Source organism: Pelosinus sp. UFO1 (assembly GCF_000725345.1).
Lineage (GTDB): Bacteria > Bacillota > Negativicutes > DSM-13327 > DSM-13327 > Pelosinus.
Map to the genome: position 1 here is coordinate 1,757,298 of NZ_CP008852.1, position 17,202 is coordinate 1,774,499.

The window sequence follows — 17,202 nt, forward strand, 5'->3', positions numbered from 1 at the left end:
GTGTTTTGTTTTTTAAAGAAAGTAGTATGTCTAATTTTTTTATTGTTACTCATAATGATACCAGTATCTGCAGAACAGATAAGCTCACCGCAAGTAATTGTGAACTTACCGAGCCGTACCTTGCAATTATATTCAGGTACTGCGTTTATTAAAGAATATTCTGTGGCAATTGGTAAACCTTCGACTCCGACTCCTTTAGGGAGCTATACCATTACGAGCAAGGAAAAAAATCCAACTTGGATTCCTCCAGGGCGTGGTTATGTGGTAGAATCTGGCCCAGATAATCCATTAGGATACAGATGGATGGAATTCCTGCCGTTATATGGTATTCATGGAACAAATGCCCCCTGGACAATTGGGATGGCTGTATCCAACGGGTGTATACGGATGAAGGAGGAGGATGCTGAAGAATTATTTGAAGTTGTAAAATATGGCACATCGGTTAAAATAATCTATGAACGCATTAAAATAAATGTTGATAGTCAAGGGCAGGCATCTATCGGAATATTTCCCGACCTGTATGGTTATCAGCACCTTTCACTTGCAAATGTAGATGATAAACTGGCTGAGTATGGCTTTAAAGGGTTTGTAAGCGAAACGGTTTTGTTGTCAATGCTTAGAGGGGAAACAGGTAAACAAGTGCCATTTGCCAAAGTTCACACTCTACGTGTCAATGATAAAACTTTGCGGGAAAAGGCGATAACGGTTGGTGATACGACCTATGTACCCGCATGGCCAGTTGCTGTTGCATGTAATAGTAACATTGTTTGGGATGAACAAAAACAGTTAATATGGAAAGGAAAACGTGGAATTAACGGTGTGATAAAAGGTGATATTATATACAGTAAAGCTGAAGAAATTTCATCGTTATTTGGTCTAGAGTCAGTTCTTAAAGAAGACAATTCATTAGAACTAAAGGACTAAAAACGCTAATTCATCATCACCTATACAAAAAAACGCTGTTGTCGGATATGAGTTAATTTGTCGCCATGTTATAGAGGGCTTATCTTATATGGAGTATGTTGCTTATATAAATCTAAGCCCTAGATAAATAGAAAATGATTATTTGGCGTAAGATAGATATAGACTATACGGAAATAAGAAAGAGATCTGAAAATGATCTCTTTTTATTTTACTATTTATAAATAAGAAAAAATTAAAGGGATTCTGTCATATTTAGCAAAATATAATATAGTTTAAATCTATTATTTAAGGTGGTAAAGCATATGCCTGGAAGTTTTATAATTATTGATGGAAGTAGTTTGGTACATAGAGCGTTTTACGCATTACCCTTATTAACTACAGCAAGTGGACAATATACAAATGCAGTTTATGGTTTTACAACTATGATGGTAAAATTATTAGGGGAACTTAAACCAGATTTTATGGTCGTAGCTTTTGATAAAGGGAAAATCACGTTTCGGAATGACGCATATGCTGAATATAAAGCTCATCGTAAACCGACTCCAGGGGAGTTGTCAGAACAATTTCCCTTGGCTAAAGAGGTACTGGATGCTTTTGGTATTCGAGTAATTGAAGAAGCTGGATATGAGGCAGATGACATTATTGGAACGTTAGCTGCTAAGGCGGGACAAGCAGGGCATAAAGTGACTATCGTTACAGGTGACCGTGACGCATTACAACTAATTTCACCTAATACCCGAGTCATGTTGACGAAAAAAGGTATTTCTGAAATGGAAACTTTTGATAGAGAGGCTTTTCAAGCGAAATATAGTGTAACTCCCGAGCAGCAAATTGATATTAAGGGCTTGATGGGAGATGCTTCTGATAATATTCCAGGTGTCCCAGGTGTCGGTGAAAAGACGGCGGTAAAGTTAATTGCTGAATTTGGCTCTATTGAGAATGTTCTCGAAAATATAGATTGCATTTCAGGGAAAAAGTTGCAAGAAAACTTGCGTAACAATAAAGAAATTGCTTTATTATCGAAAAAGTTAGCAACAATTGTTTGTGATATGCCCCTAGAGTTTTCTACGGAGAGTTTTGAATTTCAACCTAATGTTACTAAAGTAAAAGAACTATTTGCTAAATTTGAATTTAAAACCTTGTTAGGCAAGGTTGACAGCATATTTCCAGGGAATGAGCAACAATGTATAGTTGAGGTAGAATGCCTGCCTGAAGTTACTGCTTTAACTGACGGTAATGAATTTAGAATTTTTGTTAGTAAGGTACGAGAATCAGGTGTGTTAGAATTCTATCCAATTATTACTGGGAAACTACCTGTTATTACAATGCAGGGGTTGTCCGTGATTTTCGATGACAAGGTAGTATATATACCAGCCTCGATAGAAGGCTGGCAAGAAATGTTAGATCTGTTTGCTGATGCATCAGTGATGAAAATTACACACGATGCTAAGATCGTATATAATGCTTGTGCCAGAATGGGGGCTTCATTAGGTGGCCTTGTTTTTGATACGATATTAGCAGCTTATCTTTTGGATCCAACAGCCAGCGAGTATTCCCTTGCTATACTGAAAGAAAAGTACCTTGGACTTCCAAATACAATCCAGTGGAATAAAATGCACCATGAACCTGTTTTTGCTGTATGGGCCATTAAAGTCATACATGAAATTTATCCGTTGCTAAGACAGGGGCTAATAGAGAATGAACTGATTACCCTGTTTAATGAAGTAGAGCTTCCCTTAGTGGAAGTTTTATCTGTAGTAGAAAACTATGGAATTAAGGTAGACAAAGAGTATTTAGAAATCATGTCTGCTGAAATAGGGACTAAAATTAACCAACTACTTTCTGAAATTCATTGCTCTGCGGGTGAAGTTTTTAATGTAAATTCACCAAAACAACTTGGCACTATATTATTTGATAAGTTACAGTTGCCTGTAATGAAAAAAACAAAAACGGGATACTCTACTGATGCAGAGGTATTGGAAAAATTAGCAGGGCAGCATGCTATTATTGATGCAATCTTAGAATATCGGATGCTGACAAAATTAAAGTCGACCTATTTGGACGGAATGATCGGTTTAATTAGTCCAGATACAGGACGTATCCATACGACTTTCAATCAAATGGTGACAGCTACTGGTAGGCTCAGCAGCTCTGAACCTAATCTACAAAACATACCGATACGAACGGAAATTGGTAGGAAGATACGAGAACTCTTTGTACCTGATGAAGGATTCGATTGTATTATGACTGCTGACTATTCTCAAATTGAACTTAGGGTGTTAGCCGATATGTCCGGTGATGAGAATATGATCGAGGCCTTTGCCCAGAATCAAGATGTTCATACTCGTACAGCCTCCGAAGTTTTTGAAGTACCTATGTCAGAAGTTACACCTGAGCTGCGCTCAAGGGCGAAAGCCGTAAACTTTGGCATCGTTTATGGAATTAGTGATTATGGCTTATCACGAGATACTGGCGTTAGCCGTAAAGAGGCAGGTCAATATATTGAGAATTATTTTGCAAAATATCATGGTGTTAAAGCATATATGGACAAAATGGTAGATGACGCGCACAAACAAGGATATGTAACTACCTTATTGGGGCGCCGCCGTTATTTACCCGATATTAATAGCAAGAATTTTAACCAGCGATCTTTTGCGGAACGTACTGCGATGAATACTCCTATACAAGGGACAGCGGCAGATATTATAAAAAAGGCTATGGTGGATGTATACCGTGCCTTGCGAAAAGCAAATCTACAGAGTCGCATTTTGCTTCAGGTACACGATGAGCTAGTATTAGAAGTTCTTGCTTGTGAAGCGGAACAAGTAGCTAAAATAGTAAAAGATGCAATGGAGCAAAGTGTGACATTGCGAGTGCCTCTAGTAGTAGATGTAAATGTAGGGAAAAATTGGGCTAGTGCAAAGTAGCAGTTAAACCAGGAGGATAATTATGCCAGAAATGCCAGAAGTGGAAATGGTTCGACGTACTCTTGTCGACAAAGTAGCTGGAAGGACAATTAAAGAAGTAGAATTTTTGTTGGCCCGACTGGTGAAATGGCCTTCACCTGGTGAATTTCAGGCGGTGCTAACAAATAGAAAAATTGTAACGCTAACTAGACGAGGGAAATACTTATTATTTCATTTAGATGATGGACAAGTGTTAGTCATCCATCTTCGCATGACAGGACGATTGCAATACATTCGTACTGGCATGGAGAAGGACAAATTTACTCGTATCATATTTAAGTTAGATAACGGCGATTTGCTTATCTATGCAGATACGCGTACATTAGGAACGTTATATTTAATGCCAATGGATGAATTGTGGCGTATTTCGGGACTCGCTACCATGGGGCCAGAACCTTTGACGCCTGAGTTTTCACTTGATTATTTAAAGAATATGTTAAAAAAACATCATGGCAAAATTAAGGCTATTTTATTAAATCAGAAATATATAGGTGGTTTAGGTAATATTTATGTAGATGAAAGCATAGCTATTGCCGGTATTCATCCAGAACGTATTGCTAGTAGTTTGAGTGAAAGTGAAAATGAAAAATTATATCATGCAATTAATAAAGTAATAGCCGATGGCATAGAACATGGTGGTACTACATTCCGAGATTATCGTGATGCGATTGGCAGAAGTGGCAGTCACCAGCACCATCTTATCGTATATGGACGTAAAGGAGAGCCGTGCCTTACATGTGGCACACCAATTGTATGGAAAGAAGTATCGGGTCGTGGAAGTCACTTTTGTCCTAATTGCCAAGGGTAGGAAGGATAGGTTGGAGGCGGTTACATGTATATTGTTGGTCTAACAGGTGGTATTGCAACGGGTAAAAGTACTGTAAGCGCCATGCTAGCAGAATTAGGTGCCTATATTATAGATACAGATAAAATTGCCCACAACCTTGTTTTGCCAGGACAGCCTGCTTTTCATGCTGTTGTGGCCCATTTCGGTGGTGGGATAGTACGGAGTGATGGGAATCTCAATCGAGAGGTTTTAGGTGAAATTATATTCAAAAATCCAGAGGAACGTACTTGCTTAGAAAGAATCACTCACCCTTTTATCGAAGAACAAGTAAATGAAGACATCAAAAAAGGGGAAGAACTCGGCTATAAATTGGTTGTTGTTGATGTGCCCCTGCTATTTGAGGTTGGGTGGCAAAATAGAGTTGATGAAGTTTGGGTAGTTTATGTTGACCAAAAGGTGCAGATCTCAAGGTTGATTGCCCGAAATCAATTAACTTATGAACAAGCACAAGTCAGAATTAATGCCCAACTACATGTCAAAGAGAAAGCAAAACAAGCAGATGTAGTGATTGATAATACTCTTGATACAGAAAATACAAAAAAACAAGTAGTAAGCGCATGGCAGGACGTATGCAATAGAGCGCAAAAATTGATTGTTGAAAAAGTTTAGTCGTTCTATTTTCTTTGGGCTTTGCGTAAAATTTTGTAAGAAGATGGCTAGTAAATTAACAACGGAGTGATTTGTTTTGCGGATTTTAACCCGGATGAAAATCCTGGTGGGTAGTATACTACTAGTAGTAACCATTGGTTATCAGATATACAGCAGCGATTGGTTTCAAAAAAAATATATTTATCCTTTCCCGTATCAGGAAATCGTGTATCGTTATGCCTTGGAGAGAGAATTGGATCCCTTTCTTGTTGCTGGAGTCATAAGAGCAGAAAGCAAATTTAATACAAAAGCAAAATCTCCTAAAGGCGCCCTAGGATTAATGCAATTGATGCCTGAAACGTCAAGATGGGTCGCTGAGCAAATGGAAAATCAAGATTTTAATACAAAACAGCTTGAGGATCCAGAACTAAACATTAGTATGGGTACTTGGTATCTAGGGTCATTAAAGAAAGAATTTAAAAGCAATGAAGTATTAATGTTAGCTGCCTATAATGGTGGAAGAGGTAATGTGAAACAATGGATGGCCCAATATGGATGGACTATGTCTTTTGTTGAAGATGAAAAAATTCCCTTTCGGGAAACTCGGGAATATGTAAATCGAGTGTTAGATAATAAGAAACGGTACCAAGAGTTATATGGCAGATAGGAGAAGGTAGCATTGGAAGATGGAAGACCAGTTGCAGTCAAACATAAAACTGATGACTTATTTTCTAAAAGAAAAACCATACAAATACCTAGATTTGGGTTTAGGTATTCTAGTTTTTTATGCTTTCTAATGGCTATCGTCTTACTGGTAGGTGGTTGTAGTTCCAAATCACTGCCAAATCCTAATAAGCCTGAATTAAAGCAAGGCGGACAATTGGTCTATGGCAGTCTACAAGAACCGAATACCTTAAATCCATTGTTATCCGATTTTCTGGCTACTGCGGAAGTGAGTAGTTTGATTTTTAGCGGATTATTGGTAAACAATGAAAAAGGGGAATGGGTCCCAGACCTTGCGGTTGAAGTTCCCACCTTACAAAATGGTGGAGTGAGTCAAGATGGTCTCAGCGTAACCTATAAGCTGCGTTCTGGTGTGACTTGGCACGATGGGATGCCTTTTACTGCAGAGGATGTTAAATTTACTTGGCAACTTATCATGAATCCGAAGGTAAATATTGTGTCTCGTGATGGATATGATAGAATTTTGGCAATCGATACTCCCGATAGCAATACCGTCATAGTGCGGTTTAAAGAGTACTATGCGCCTTACTTAACCCTGTTCACTAGTATTTTACCTAAACACATAATAGAGTCGGCAGGTGATGTCAATAAGGCAGCCTTTAATCGTGGGCCAATTGGTACAGGTCCTTTTAAATTTAAGGAATGGCGTCTTGCAGAAGCCATTGTATTAGAAGCAAATACTACATACTTTCGTGGTAAACCTAATTTAGATACTATTGTTTATAAAATAATTCCTGATAATACTATTATGTTGACGTTGCTAAAGGCTGGAGAATTAGATATTATGGCAAACGTTCCATTCTCCCAATATGAGCAAGTCAAAAGTATAGAAGGTGTCAAGGTTGTCAGTACTCCCGCTATGATTTGGGAGCACCTCGATTTTAATTTGGACAATCCCTTATTTCAAGATGTGCGAGTGCGGCAAGCCATTTCGCTAGGGATAGATAAGCAGGCTTTGATTACCAATCTATTTAAAAATGCAGCGAGTCCAGCTTTTGGTGATCAATCTCCCTTGTCATGGGGTTATAATCCAGTTGTAAAAGGGGCTGTACGTGATGTTGCGGCTGCACGTGAATTATTAGTCCAAGCAGGATGGCAACAAGGGACTGATGGTATTTTTGCCAAAGGCGGACGTAAGCTATTGTTTTCTCTAAGTGTGCCAGCAGGAGTAAAAATACGAGAACTTACAGCCCAAATGATAGCTCAGCAGTTGAAAGAAACCGGTATTGAAGTAGAAGTGAAAGTCCTAGATGCACAGCTGTTTTTTGCTGATACCTTAAAAAAGCGTAGATTTGAAACCGCCTTATATGCCTGGGTGGCAGGAGTTGATCCGAATAACCTCAACTTGTGGAATTCAAAGAAAATTCCTAGTGCAGCCAATCGGATGGAAGGACAAAATTATCCAGGGTGGCGCAACGCGGAAGTTGATTTGCTAACGGAGCAAGGGGCGCGGACGGTGGATATAGAAGCGCGTAAACAAATATATTTTCGAATTCAGGAGTTAATTCAGCAAGAATATCCAATTATTCCTCTCTATTTTAGGACCAATATTGATGTAGCAAAAAATAGTGTTGAAAACTACAAATCAAATCCTACTCCCTCAGGTAATTTATGGAATGCTTGGCAATGGGGAATTGCTTCAAAGTAATTGAGGAAACCTTTCTCATAAATTAAAAAGGATAAAATGAATTATCTTATTGACATTTTCTCATGAAACGGTATAATAGTATATGTCGGCAAGTTAAACCATATAAAGTGAGTCCCAATTGTCTTGCTATGCGGTCGTGGCGGAACGGCAGACGCGCTAGATTCAGGTTCTAGTGAGGGAAACTTCGTGGAGGTTCAAGTCCTCTCGACCGCACCAACTTTAGTATGATTGGCTTGTTTACGAAATGAATAGTTTATTCGCGGTAGTGGCGGAACGGCAGACGCACCAGCTTGAGGGGCTGGCGGGGGCAACCTCGTGATGGTTCAAATCCATTCTACCGCACCAATTCAGTAATGATAGGCTTACAGGCATTTTGCTTGTAGGTCTTTTTTGTTGTTTGCAGTGTTTAATAGGGGCTCGAGGATAATGTGACATTAATACTTGAAACATCAGAGAAGTTCAGGTATTATTGCCATTTTTGCTAGACGTACCGTTTACCATAATAAAAGTAGAGCCTACCAATCAGAGGGTGGGGCTCTACTTACGGGATATACATAGGCTCTTGTTGCAATGGCGTTACTTTCTCATCGAAGATGGCGATGTTTTCTGGTATTTCTTAAATAAGCGACTGAAATAATTACTATCATCAAAGCCAACTGCCATGGCAACTTCGCTGATATTAAAATCGCTTTCTGACAAAAGCGTTACGGCCTTATTAATTCGTAGGTAATTCATATAATCAACTGCGCTTTTACCGGTAATGCTTTTAAAGAGACGACAAAAATGTTGGTTGCTCATGTTGGCTAAACTTGCCAATTGGCTCAGACTAATATTTTCATTGTAATGCTGATCCATATATTTTAAAACAGTACGTAAATGGTGCATGTTTTTTTGTTGGTGATCTTGCTGAATTTTATGAGATGTGTCCTGTTGATAATGCCGCAATAGTAATACGATTATATGGTAAATTAGTGATTTGACTGCTAATTCGCACCCTATTTCTTGCTGATTATATTCGTTAAAAATTTGCTGGACTTGCTTTGCCAATTCATTATCTTGGGGGATATGATTTTGAAAGCGAATTCGGCCTTGTAGCAAGGGATTTAAATATTTTGTTTGGCAAAAGTCCACCTGACTGCCAAGTAGGAAATTAAGATCGACTTTTACGATATAATAAACTAGATGTTGGCAGATAGTCTCGCCGTAGTGTATTTCATTACTATTTATAATCACTAGATCCCCTGGTTTGACCTCGTAGGGGTGGGAGTTGCAGTGAATCAATGCCTCGCCTTGTTCAAAATATAAAATTTGAAATTGTTCATGCCAGTGACTTTCAAAAATAGGACCACGTTCCAAACGTTCGTTGCGGGTTATTTTCACCGGAAAATCTCGATACATGTCGTAATCCCACTGCTGGCTATTGTCGTTAACTTTTGGCTGACCATTGCATAATAGCATACATATACTGTAGTTTTTCTCGCAGAGATTTCTGTCAATCATCATTTGCTATCACCTTCTAATGTTAATATTGTGCTAATATCGAGTAATATAGTCCATGAATTATAATATTGATTTATATATAATAATACCATGATGCAAATAAATGTATAAGGTATATTCTAAAAATATCAAATTAATTTTATGCTACTATGCAAAACGCAATTTGTATCGGAAAGGGGAATATTATGAAAATAAATTTTTTTAATGGTATAGACCGCAATTATTTTTTCTTTTTATTATCGACAGCTTTTATTGGTATTGGACAGAGTGTTGATGGTGCAATTCTGACTAATTATTTAAAAGAAGGCTTGGGAATGATGATTCTAGAACGGTCAGCTTTGGAGTTCCCGCGAGAACTACCGGGGCTACTGATGGTTGTTATTATTGGGCTGCTTTCTTTCCTCGGTGATATTAGAACTATGTTAGTAGGAAATGTTATCTCGGCGATAGGTATGTTTTCTTTGGGGATCATCCCTCCAGAATACAGTTGGCTCATAGTAACTATTTTCGTTTACAATATGGGAACTCATATTTATATGCCTTTGTCTAATAGTATTGGAATGAGTTTTGCTTCTGCTGGTGAATTAGGGAAAAAACTGGGACAAATGAACGCCATTAACACTTTGACGCTAGTCATTAGTAGCGCAGTCTTATGGATGTTGTTCAAGTTTCTGCACATTAGTTATATGACCGCTTTTTCAATAGGCGCGGTGGCCTTTTTATTGGCAGCCGTCTCACTTATTTTTATGAAGCCAACCAAAACAATAAAAAAATCCAGACGTTTTGTTTTCAGGAAAGAATATGGTCTATATTATTGGTTGAGCATTCTGTATGGAGCGCGCAAACAGATATTTATTACTTTTGGTCCATGGGTACTTGTTGATGTTTTCCGCCAACCAGTTACTACTATGATTATGCTGTTTTTTATTGTGTCGATTGCCGGAATTTTTGTAAAGCCGTGGATTGGGCATATGATTGATCATTTGGGAGAAAAAAATGTTCTTAGCAGTGAGGCAATAGGTTGTTTTATTATTTGCTTAGGCTATGCGTTTGCTGATAATCTATTTGGTCAGCAGCTTGCATTGTTTGTAATTTGTGCATGTTATGTTTTGGACCAGGCGATGAATGCAGTGAGTATGGCCAGGGCTACTTATATGAAAAAAATCGCCCTACGACCTGAGGAAATTTCACCTAGTTTGTCTTTAGGTACTAGCATTGATCACGTCGTAACCATGTTCTTACCTATCTTAGGAGGTTTAGTTTGGTACAATGGCGGTCCGAATGGATATAAATATGTATTTATGGGCGGTGCGGTCATTGCTTTGTTAAACTTTGTATCGACTAGATTCATCCAAATAGAGGAGGCAAAGCCGCAACAAAAAGTTGTAAGTGGTGCTTAATGTACTGAGCTTTAGCTACGATGGAATATGCAATTCATAATGATAGGCTTACAGGCATTCTGCTTGTAGGTCTTTTTTATTACTTATGGATACTTAAGTAGGGGTTTGGAAAAGTATAGGATTTTGAACTAAAAGTTCCCTATTCCTTCTGATTGTAGTAGAATATGAGACAACACTGTTTTTTAATATTGAATAAAAGGGTGAATAGAATGAAATATACGGGAAGAATAACTGGCTTAATAATTATGCTAATGACTATTATAGCGGTAAGGTTATATGCTTATATTTATTTAGACTATTCATTCAGCAATCCGCCTTATCCTGGAATTATTGGTTTACTTATTGCTTATTGGGCTGGTAAACAGTATGACAAAGTAAAATTTTATTCAGAAAAAGATAGTTTGACGGGTTTTTATAATCGAAGATTTGTTGATGAACTTCTTCCGTCTCTTTTGGCTAAAATGGATAGAAAAAATGAAAAATTAAGTATAGTTATTTTAGATTGTGATAATTTCAAGGCCATAAATGACCGATATGGTCACAGAAAAGGGGATTTGGTGCTGCAAGAGCTTTCAGCTTTACTTTTAACTATTATAAGAAAGGGTGATATAGCTGCTAGGTGGGGCGGTGATGAATTTTTAATTATTGCGCCTTGTGCAGGTGATGAAGAGATAAAACAAATTCTTAAACGTTTTAATAATGAGCTACTCGAATTATCGAAGAAAATGCAAATGGCCATTTCTATTTCAAGTGGTTATGCAATCTACCCTAGTGACACAAAAGAAATAGAAGATTTAATCAGTATTGCGGATAGCAAGATGTATAGACTTAAAAATGCAGCTAGATCATAGTAGGGTATTTTTTATATAGAGCTTAGGGGTAGAATTAGGAGGGGCTTATGAGAATTGGATTGATACGGCATTTTGAAGTTGAGTGCCCTCATAAATGGATGATGTCTGCAAAAGAATTTAGTGAATGGGTCAATTTGTATGACGGTTCACCCATTAAAATTATGGATTTAATAATAGAGCAAGGAACGTGGGAAAAGTGCTATTGTAGTAATTTATCGCGTACAATCGAAACTGCGCAGCATATCTATAGAGGAGATATTACTAAATCAGAATTAATTCGAGAAGTGCCGATTTCACCAGCATTTGATTCTAAAATAAAATTGCCATATATATTTTGGTTACTGGCAGGGAGATTGGCGTGGCTTAGTTCGCAGCAATCTCAACTTGAAAGTATAAAACAGACAAGGGATCGGGTAAAAAGGTTTATTTCAAGTATTCTTGAGGAAGATAATGTGTTAATAGTGACACATGGATTTTTGATGCTGCAAATTAAAGAACAGTTGATTAATATGGGGTTTCGTGGGGACGAATTCAAGAAAGCGAAATATGGAAAGGTTTATGTATTTGAAAGATCACAATAAAAAACTGCAGGAATCTAAAGAGATTCTTGCAGTTTTTCTGTTTCTTTAAGCGCATTCAGAGGTAGTAATCGCCTTTGAATCAAGTAGATATGTTAATAGAAAGGTTCCAACACAAGCAATCCATTCAAGATAAATTACATGAGGGAATATGTGCGTTGAAGGGAAGGTCTGCCAGAGAATTAATATAGCTAAGCTGACTGCAATAGTATAAAAAGCAGCATTTTTTCGGCAAAGAGACGGGGCGAACAAGGTAAAGAGTACAATCACACTAAAAGATGCGGTTAAACTGAGACCAATCATAAGAGTAGTGATAATACCGCTAATCGTCATAGCAAAAATTAGGGTTAATAATCCTAAGGAGAGTACAGATGCTTTGGTGACAATAAGAAACCTTTTATCACTCGCTGCAGGATTAATGAATTTTTTGTAGATGTCTTGGGAAAATAAAGTTGCTGAGCTGAGGAGCAGATTGCAGGCCGTTGATACATCTGCCGCCCATAATGCCGCAAGAGTAATTCCAGCTAGAATTGGGTTCAAAGACATAATGGTCATTGGCAAAGCCATAGCAGGGCTTACATCTGGAAACATTGTTTTTGCAATGACCCCTAATAAGGCACTGACAAAGCCAATCGGCAACATCATTAATCCACCAATAACAAAACCACGGCGAGCTGTTTGCACGTCTTTTGCTCCTAATGAAATTTGAATGATACTTTGTAGTGACAAGTTAACAGTTACTAATACTAGCATCCAGGTAACAATGCCGATGATACCAACACCGTCAAAAAAACTGAGATACGTTGTATTAGCAGGAAGTTGAGCCTCGATGCTTTTAAGACCTCCAGCATGTGTTACGCTGACAATAGTGGCTAAGATAATACCGATATATTTTAGCGAGACGTTTAAAATATTGGAAAGGCTAGCTGACCACATACCGCCAATCATAGTTACGCTTATGAATACTACAGCACTTGTAAGCATACCAGTGGTAAGTGTGAATATCTCAGGCATTAAAGCACAGAGGATACTGCCGCCTGCTAGATATTGAAGGGACATAACGACTAGTTGAATAAGTATCTGACAAGCTATTCCGGCAATCATGCCCTTTTTATCATAATACCTGCCTAATAGTTCGGGGATGGTAGTGATATTGAGCTCACGATATTTTTTGGCAACTAACATTCCCATAGTAATAGCGCCGATGCCCCAGGCTGTTGTATACCAACCAGCCGAAAGACCAACTTTATAAGCTTGTTCAGCCACACCGATCGTTGAAGCTCCGCCAACTGCAAGCCCTACAATTGATACAGTAATCAGCGGCGTTGTAAGTTGCCTGCCTGCTAAAATGTAATTTGTAGCACTGCCAGCAGAACGCCGCTGGGCAAAATAACTGATCACAAAAAGTAGAAAAATATAAATACATACGATAAGAAATGGAATATTCATGATTAAACCTCCTAGTAATAAACAATTTTTGCATATATTTTCTTTTATGCTGGCTATAAAAGAAAAAACGCCCCTCGTAAAGAGGGACGATATGACCGTGGTACCACCCAAATTTAACCTTAAGACAAAAATAAAAAGCGATACCGATAAGGGACGAATCACCGCGGTACCACCCTAGTTTTGATCATAAGATCAGCTCTATGTCTGTAACGTAGACGTACGGCAAGACCTACTGTAAATTTCAGTCTGCAGTTCGGGAAGGAACTTCATTATGTATTTTCAACTAGTTTACACCAACCACTAGCTCTCTGTATGAAAATAACATAATTACTTTTTTCCGTCATCACCAATAACGATATGGTATTGTAACGATTATAAAATGTTGCAACACAAATGTCAATACACAATGTACAGTAATTTACGGTTTTTTTATATTTTCGTAACCATTATCCTTCTATTTGTTTGTACTATTTGCAGGAAAAGTTTTTAGTAAAAGAGAAGTTCTTTAAGTTACTTATGATAAACGGAGGCTATTTATGTCTATTTATAAAAAATTCATTCAATATTATAAACCATATCAGCGGTTATTTTATTTCGATTTATTTTGTGCATTGGTTGTTTCCTTGATCGATCTTGCATTCCCTCAGATTCTTTATTATCTTACCCATGGGATTTTTACTGGTGATGCAACTGAAATTTTGAATGTGATTGGTTTTGTCGGTGTGGGAATGCTCATCATGTACAGCATTCGTTATGCTTGCCAATATTATATCACTACTTGGGGGCACATAATGGGGGCCCGAATGGAAAGCGATATGCGTCAAGATTTATTTAACCACTATCAAAGGCTGTCCTTTTCTTATTATGACAATAATAACACCGGCGAGATGATGTCAAAATTGGTATCTGATTTATTTGATATATCCGAATTGGCTCATCATGGGCCAGAAAATATTTTTATATCGACCATAAAGATTTTGGGCTCTTTTGCATTTTTGATGTTGATCAATGTCAAAATGACATTGATTCTTTTTGTTGTTACCTTGCTTATGATTATTTTCAGTATTTATAAGAACAAAAAAATGAAAGCAGTATTTATGGATAACCGAAAAAAGATTGCCAGTGTGAACTCACGTGTGCAGGATAGCCTTTCCGGTATTCGTGTTGTCAAATCTTTTGCTAATGAGGATTTGGAAAGGGAAAAGTTTTGCTCTAGTAATCTTGAATTTTTGGATTCCAAGGAAGACAGTTATAAAATTATGGGTAGCTTTCATGCGGGTAATGCCTTTTTTCAAGGATTACTATATACGGCGGTACTTGTGAGTGGAGGCTTTTTCATTGCCAATGGTAGTTTGAAAGTTGCTGATCTTGCTGTGTATGCACTATATATCGGGATTTTTATTAATCCGATTGATGTACTGATCAATTTTACGGAACAGTTTCAAAAAGGCTATTCTGGTTTCAAACGTTTTATGGATGTGGTGGGAATAACCCCGGAAATTCTAGATAAACCGAATGCAATAACATTGACTAATGTTGAAGGTAATATTGTCTATCAAGATGTTTCTTTTCGGTACAATCAAAATACAGGAGTGCTTCATAAAGTAAACATTTCCATTGCGGCTGGGAAAACAGTGGCATTGGTGGGCCCTTCTGGTGGTGGAAAAACTACACTATGTTCCCTATTGCCACGCTTCTATGATGTTACTGAAGGTGCCGTTATGATTGACGGAAAAAATGTGCGTGATGTTACGCTCAAGTCTCTGCGCAGTTCGATTGGTATTGTTCAACAGGATGTTTATATATTCGCTGGCAGCATCGGTGATAACATTGCCTATGGTAAACCAGATGCTACCAATGCAGAAATTATAGAGGCGGCTAAAAACGCCAATATTCATGATTTTATTATGAGCCTTGCTGATGGGTACGATAGTTACGTCGGTGAAAGAGGAACACGCCTTTCTGGTGGTCAAAAACAAAGAATTGCTATTGCTCGCGTGTTTTTGAAAAATCCTAAGATTCTTATTTTGGACGAAGCTACATCTGCTTTGGATAACGAAAGCGAACGTTATATTCAGACCTCTCTGGAACGCCTTTCAAAAGATCGTACTACCATTGTTGTGGCTCATAGACTTAGTACCATTCGGAGTGCAGATGAAATTATTGTAATCAATCACAAAGGAATTCAAGAGCGGGGATCCCATGACGAACTATTATCTTTAAATGGTCTTTACGCTAAATATTATAAGATGCAATTTGAAGGGTTGGATCAACTGCAAGACGAATAGTAAAATAATTGGTGAAAAACCCCAGTGCTTGATTTGAAAGTAAGATGTAAAAATAACTTTTAGAGGGGGAATTTTTGTGGAGAAACAACTTAGATATCGATTAATTACAGGAAAAGATGATGCAACGTTTTGTCAGAGAATTTCTACATTGTTAGATGAGGGGTACATGCTATACGGATCTCCTTCTGCCACGTTTAATGGAACCGATGTGATAGTGGCACAAGCTGTCATTCTTAAGGATGCCGTTGCAACCACAAAGGTATAACTAGTTTGTTGTATGGTGGTGATCAAAATGATTGAGAAGTCATTTGTGTTTTATATGACGGGTACAGGGAATTCCTATAAGGTAGCAATGTGGTTTGCTGAAGTAGCAAGGTCTATGGGGATGCAAACAGGTGTACAACAAATAAAGACCGAGAAGCTGTGTTTTGGACCAGATGAGAAAACCTTGTGTGTTTTTACACTGCCTACTCATGGTTTTACAGCTCCTTGGTTAGTGATAAAACAGATTTTCCAGCTTCCGCGGGCGAATGGTGCGTCGGCTGTTGTTCTACCAACGCGGGCTGGTACTAGAGTAAAAGGAATTGCGTTACCAGGAATGGAAGGGACAGCTGGTTACCTAACGGCATTTCTGTTATTTTTGAAAGGGTATAAAATCAAGGGTGTTATGGGAATTGACATGCCTAGTAACTGGACAGCTGTTCATTGGGGGTTAAGCAAGGAGAATGCCGAATTCATAATTTCGGAGGCAGAACCAAAAGTCAATTCTTTTGCTAAAACTGTTTTATTAGGGCAAGTTTATTTTGGAGGATTTATTCCTTTGGTTTTAGGTCTCTTGTTAGCGTCGGTTTCATTTATGTATCTAATTATGGCACAACTTATTTTATCAAAACTTTTCTTTGCCTCAGATAAATGTGTAGGATGTGGGCTGTGTTCTAATATTTGTCCGACAAAAGCTATTAAGATGACTGGAAAAATTAAAAAACGCCCGTATTGGAGTTATTCCTGCGACAGCTGCATGGCTTGTATGAACTATTGTCCCCATAAGGCAATTGAAGCAAGCCCAATATTAGCGATCGTTTTTTACTATCTAACCACAGTGCCTGCTGCTGCCTATTTACAGGGTCATCTATTTAACGGACATTTAGATTGGCTTCCTATAAATTGGGTAGGAATCGTGCAATATGTATTTGTATTAATTGCAGTTTACCTTGCGTATATACTCATTCATCAAGTCATGAGGTGGCGATTATTCAGTATGATTTTTAGCAGACTATCGCATACTCATTATTTACGCAGATATCATGCTCCAGATGTAACTTTAAAGGACATTAATAATAGATGAGTATTCTATTATTAAAGATAATTAATTGACCTAGAAGTATATAGTGGGAGCTATTAATCTAGAAAATATGGAGG

General features: G+C 37.8%; 14 protein-coding genes, 2 tRNA genes and 1 other annotated feature. Of the genes, 14 read left to right on the forward strand and 2 right to left on the reverse strand.

Going from position 1 to position 17,202, the window contains the following annotated elements; translation table 11 throughout:
- From UFO1_RS07975 to UFO1_RS08010, 8 genes are all read left to right on the forward strand, one after another.
- The gene (locus tag UFO1_RS07975; RefSeq protein WP_038669919.1) at positions 1-924 is read left to right on the forward strand and encodes a L,D-transpeptidase; all 924 of its coding nucleotides are present in this window, start codon (positions 1-3) and stop codon (positions 922-924) included.
- Positions 925-1,226: 302 nt separating this feature from the next.
- Positions 1,227-3,851, forward strand: a complete 2,625-nt coding sequence (polA, locus tag UFO1_RS07980) for a DNA polymerase I (protein ID WP_038669922.1) — start codon at positions 1,227-1,229, stop codon at positions 3,849-3,851.
- 22 nt (positions 3,852-3,873) lie between these two features.
- Positions 3,874-4,698, forward strand: a complete 825-nt coding sequence (mutM, locus tag UFO1_RS07985; RefSeq protein ID WP_038669925.1) for a DNA-formamidopyrimidine glycosylase — start codon at positions 3,874-3,876, stop codon at positions 4,696-4,698.
- 24 nt (positions 4,699-4,722) lie between these two features.
- Positions 4,723-5,346 carry a dephospho-CoA kinase gene (gene coaE, locus UFO1_RS07990; protein ID WP_038669927.1) on the forward strand — a complete coding sequence of 208 codons (624 nt, stop codon included), beginning with the start codon at positions 4,723-4,725 and terminating at the stop codon, positions 5,344-5,346.
- Positions 5,347-5,422: 76 nt separating this feature from the next.
- Complete coding sequence (locus UFO1_RS07995) at positions 5,423-5,992, forward strand: lytic transglycosylase domain-containing protein (RefSeq protein ID WP_038669929.1); 570 nt, start codon at positions 5,423-5,425, stop codon at positions 5,990-5,992.
- A gap of 12 nt (positions 5,993-6,004) precedes the next feature.
- Complete coding sequence (locus tag UFO1_RS08000; protein ID WP_038669932.1) at positions 6,005-7,717, forward strand: peptide ABC transporter substrate-binding protein; 1,713 nt, start codon at positions 6,005-6,007, stop codon at positions 7,715-7,717.
- A gap of 130 nt (positions 7,718-7,847) precedes the next feature.
- A tRNA-Leu gene (locus tag UFO1_RS08005) sits at positions 7,848-7,933 on the forward strand.
- A gap of 43 nt (positions 7,934-7,976) precedes the next feature.
- Positions 7,977-8,062 (forward strand) — tRNA-Leu (locus tag UFO1_RS08010).
- A gap of 231 nt (positions 8,063-8,293) precedes the next feature.
- Here the strand turns inward: UFO1_RS08010 and UFO1_RS08015 are convergent.
- On the reverse strand, positions 8,294-9,220 hold the full coding sequence (locus tag UFO1_RS08015) for an AraC family transcriptional regulator (protein ID WP_084159791.1): 927 nt from the start codon (positions 9,218-9,220) through the stop codon (positions 8,294-8,296).
- 182 nt (positions 9,221-9,402) lie between these two features.
- On the opposite strand from UFO1_RS08015, the gene UFO1_RS08020 reads away from it, so the two are divergent.
- The 3 genes from UFO1_RS08020 to UFO1_RS08030 all read left to right on the forward strand — a co-directional run bounded on the left by UFO1_RS08020 (position 9,403) and on the right by UFO1_RS08030 (position 12,049).
- Positions 9,403-10,617 (forward strand): MFS transporter, encoded by a 1,215-nt coding sequence (locus UFO1_RS08020; protein ID WP_051788859.1) that lies wholly within the window; start codon positions 9,403-9,405, stop codon positions 10,615-10,617.
- Between the two features lie 209 nt (positions 10,618-10,826).
- Positions 10,827-11,468 carry a GGDEF domain-containing protein gene (locus UFO1_RS08025; RefSeq protein ID WP_038669934.1) on the forward strand — a complete coding sequence of 214 codons (642 nt, stop codon included), beginning with the start codon at positions 10,827-10,829 and terminating at the stop codon, positions 11,466-11,468.
- A 47-nt stretch (positions 11,469-11,515) separates the two neighbouring features.
- Positions 11,516-12,049: a histidine phosphatase family protein gene (locus tag UFO1_RS08030; RefSeq protein WP_038669936.1), complete on the forward strand. Its 534-nt coding sequence runs from the start codon at positions 11,516-11,518 to the stop codon at positions 12,047-12,049.
- 45 nt (positions 12,050-12,094) lie between these two features.
- On the opposite strand, the gene UFO1_RS08035 is transcribed toward UFO1_RS08030, so the two are convergent.
- A complete protein-coding gene (locus tag UFO1_RS08035; protein ID WP_038669937.1) occupies positions 12,095-13,495 on the reverse strand; it encodes a sodium:solute symporter family protein in 1,401 nt (466 codons plus the stop codon).
- Between the two features lie 146 nt (positions 13,496-13,641).
- Positions 13,642-13,848: a binding site (T-box leader), on the reverse strand.
- 183 nt (positions 13,849-14,031) lie between these two features.
- On the opposite strand from UFO1_RS08035, the gene UFO1_RS08045 reads away from it, so the two are divergent.
- From UFO1_RS08045 to UFO1_RS08055, 3 genes are all read left to right on the forward strand, one after another.
- On the forward strand, positions 14,032-15,783 hold the full coding sequence (locus tag UFO1_RS08045) for an ABC transporter ATP-binding protein (RefSeq protein WP_038669942.1): 1,752 nt from the start codon (positions 14,032-14,034) through the stop codon (positions 15,781-15,783).
- 76 nt (positions 15,784-15,859) lie between these two features.
- Positions 15,860-16,048, forward strand: a complete 189-nt coding sequence (locus tag UFO1_RS08050) for a DUF1737 domain-containing protein (protein WP_038669944.1) — start codon at positions 15,860-15,862, stop codon at positions 16,046-16,048.
- A gap of 27 nt (positions 16,049-16,075) precedes the next feature.
- On the forward strand, positions 16,076-17,128 hold the full coding sequence (locus UFO1_RS08055) for an EFR1 family ferrodoxin (RefSeq protein WP_038669946.1): 1,053 nt from the start codon (positions 16,076-16,078) through the stop codon (positions 17,126-17,128).
- The last annotated feature ends 74 nt before the right edge of the window (positions 17,129-17,202 follow it).

Excerpts from the sequence above, each read along its gene's own strand:
- polA (WP_038669922.1), top strand. The coding sequence starts at position 1,227 with ATGCCTGGAAGTTTTATAATTATTGATGGAAGTAGTTTGGTACATAGA.
- mutM (WP_038669925.1), top strand. The coding sequence starts at position 3,874 with ATGCCAGAAATGCCAGAAGTGGAAATGGTTCGACGTACTCTTGTCGAC.
- coaE (WP_038669927.1), top strand. The coding sequence starts at position 4,723 with ATGTATATTGTTGGTCTAACAGGTGGTATTGCAACGGGTAAAAGTACT.
- UFO1_RS08015 (WP_084159791.1), bottom strand. The coding sequence starts at position 9,220 with ATGATGATTGACAGAAATCTCTGCGAGAAAAACTACAGTATATGTATG.
- UFO1_RS08020 (WP_051788859.1), top strand. The coding sequence starts at position 9,403 with ATGAAAATAAATTTTTTTAATGGTATAGACCGCAATTATTTTTTCTTT.
- UFO1_RS08025 (WP_038669934.1), top strand. The coding sequence starts at position 10,827 with ATGAAATATACGGGAAGAATAACTGGCTTAATAATTATGCTAATGACT.
- UFO1_RS08030 (WP_038669936.1), top strand. The coding sequence starts at position 11,516 with ATGAGAATTGGATTGATACGGCATTTTGAAGTTGAGTGCCCTCATAAA.
- UFO1_RS08035 (WP_038669937.1), bottom strand. The coding sequence starts at position 13,495 with ATGAATATTCCATTTCTTATCGTATGTATTTATATTTTTCTACTTTTT.
- UFO1_RS08045 (WP_038669942.1), top strand. The coding sequence starts at position 14,032 with ATGTCTATTTATAAAAAATTCATTCAATATTATAAACCATATCAGCGG.
- UFO1_RS08055 (WP_038669946.1), top strand. The coding sequence starts at position 16,076 with ATGATTGAGAAGTCATTTGTGTTTTATATGACGGGTACAGGGAATTCC.